General features: G+C 70.3%; 2 protein-coding genes. Both read right to left on the bottom strand.

The genetic code is table 11. The annotated features are described in order from the left end of the window. Window positions 1-100 precede the first annotated feature (100 nt). The gene (mraY, locus tag G6020_RS11830; protein ID WP_179525064.1) at window positions 101-1,195 is read right to left on the bottom strand and encodes a phospho-N-acetylmuramoyl-pentapeptide-transferase; all 1,095 of its coding nucleotides are present in this window, start codon (window positions 1,193-1,195) and stop codon (window positions 101-103) included. Beyond that, window positions 1,192-2,607, bottom strand: a 1,416-nt coding sequence (gene murF, locus G6020_RS11825) for a UDP-N-acetylmuramoyl-tripeptide--D-alanyl-D-alanine ligase (RefSeq protein WP_182610764.1), incomplete at its 5' end; no start/stop codon positions are given. The genes murF and mraY, both read right to left, overlap by 4 nt.

Genomic DNA, 2,607 nt, shown 5'->3' with positions numbered 1-2,607 from the left:
GCAGTCCCGGGTTCTGCAGTCCCGGGCTCTGCAGTCCCGGGCTCTGCCGTCCCGGGTGCTGTCACCCCGTGCTGGATCGTGTCGTCCCGTGTCACGTCGGTCATCCCGTCGAGCTCGCGAGCCAGTCACCGTAGAACAGCGCGATGGCCAGGCCACAGGAGATGGCCACGAGGAGCCAGAACCTGATGGTCACGGTCGTCTCGGCCCATCCGCCGTTCTCGAAGTGGTGGTGGATGGGTGTCATCCGGAACGGACGACGGCCGGTGGTGCGGAACGCCGCGACCTGGATGAGCACCGAGACGAACTCGATCACGAAGACCGCGCCGACGACGACCATCAGGAGTTCGGTCCGCGAGACCACCGAGACACCGGCGACGATGCCGCCCAGGAACATCGACCCCGTGTCGCCCATGAAGATCTTGGCCGGCGCCGCGTTCCACCACAGGAAGCCCAGGCACGCCCCGAGCGCGGCGGAGCACACCACGGCGATGTCGAGGGGATCCCGGACCTGGTAGCACCCGGACAGGTCCACCCCCTCCGCCGTGGAGAAGCACGAGTACCGGAACTGCCAGAAGCTGAACACCACGTAGGTGCCCATGACCATGGCCATCGAACCGGCCGCGAGCCCGTCCAGACCGTCGGTGAAGTTGACCGCGTTGGACCAGCCGTAGACCAGGAGGACGATGAAGACCAGGAAGACGACCACCGGGAAGGTCACGGCGACGAAGTCCCGCACGTAGCTCAGCGACCTGCTGGCGGGGGTCAGCCCGTCGTCGTTGCGGAATCCCAGGACCAGGATGCCAAAGGCGAGCGCCGCGAGCACCTGACCGACGGTCTTGGACAGGATGCCCAGACCCTTGTTGTGCCGCTTGAACACCTTGAGGCCGTCATCGATCATCCCGACCACGGCCAACGCGGTGGCCAGTCCGAGGATGAGCAGGCCGGAGGCGGTGAACCCGCCACCGCCCACCGTCACCTGCCCCACCAGCCCGGCCACGATGTACCCCAGCCACACCGCGGCGAGGATCGCGATCCCGCCCATGTTGGGGGTCCCGCGCTTGCTCATGTGCGACTGGGGGCCCTCCAGGCGGATCTCCTGCCCGAAGCCGTGCCGACGGAAGTAGATGATGAGCACCGGGGTGAGGAAGATGCTCACGACGAAGGCGACGATGCCCGCGATCATGATCTGGGTCATTCGGACTTCTCCTCACCACGCGACGCGAGCAGATGCTCCGCGACGCTCCACAAGCCCACGGCCGCCGAGGCCTTGACCAACACGATGTCCCCCGGCTGCACGCGCTCGTCGACGATGGCGGACGCCTCCTCGGCGGTCTCGACGTGCTCCGCCTCCGATCCCCACGAGCCCTCCTGCACCGCCCCCTGGAACAGTGCGCGCTGGGGTCGACCCCGGCCGACCACCACGAGTTGGGACACGTCGAGCCGCACGAGGAACCGCCCGATGAGGTCGTGCTCCGTCACCGAGTCGTCGCCGAGTTCCGCCATCTCGCCCAGGATCGCCCAGGTCCGGCGGTGTCCCCCTCCCGACCGGGCCATCACCGCGAGCGACTTGAGCGCGGCCCGCACCGAATCGGGGTTGGCGTTGTAGGAGTCGTTGATCACGGTGACACCGTCGGCGGTGACCCGGACGTCCATCCGCCGGGCGGAGGCGGCCCGGGCGGTGCCGAGAGCGGCGGCGACCGCGGCGACGTCCATACCGCAGGCCAGACCCACCGCGGCGGCCGACAGGGCGTTGCCCACCTGGTGCTCCCCGTGGACGCGGAGGGCCACGTCGGCCTCGCCGTCCGGGGTCACCAGCCGGAAGGAGGCCCGGACCTCGTCGTCGAGCCGCACGTCCTCGGCGCGGAGGTCCGCGGACCGGCCCGTCCCGACCGTCACGACCTCGGCGGACGTCCGCCCGGCCATTCCCAGGACCCGGTCATCGTCGGCGTTGAGCACCGCGACCCCTCCGTGGGCCGCATCCGGCAGGGCCTCGACCAACTCACCCTTCGTGGCGGCGATGACGTCACGCGACCCGAACTCACCCAGGTGCGCGGTCCCCACGTTGAGCACCACACCGATCCTCGGGGGCGCGATCTCCGCGAGCTCGCGGATGTTGCCCGGCGCGCGGGCACTCAGCTCGAGCACCAGGAAGTCCGTGGACTCATCGGCACGCAGGGCGGTCCAGGGATGGCCGATCTCGTTGTTGAACGATCCGGGCGGCGCGATGACCGTCCCGGCCGCGGAGAGAACCGCGCCGATGAGGTCCTTGGTGCTGGTCTTGCCCGAGGAGCCGGTGATCCCGACCACGACGAGCCCGTGGTCGGCGACCAATCTGTCCACGCTGGCGCGCGCCAGGGACCCGAGCGCCGCGAGCACCGCCGCACCGGACCCGTCGGAATCCGCGGCCAGGACCATGGCGTTGGTCACGCGCCGGTCCACGGGGGGCACCACGATCTGCGCGCCCGCGCCCTCGGGGACATCGGTGACCTCGCGGGCGACCAGCGCCGCCGCCGCACCCGCCTGCAGCGCGCGGGCGACGAACTCGTGTCCGTCGACCCGCTCGCCGGGGAGTGCGAGGAACAGTCCGCCCGGCTCGAGACGACGGGA

It is taken from the genome of Dietzia sp. B19, assembly GCF_014145155.1.
Taxonomy (GTDB): domain Bacteria; phylum Actinomycetota; class Actinomycetes; order Mycobacteriales; family Mycobacteriaceae; genus Dietzia; species Dietzia natronolimnaea.
This window is presented reverse-complemented; position numbering and strand designations above follow the sequence as displayed.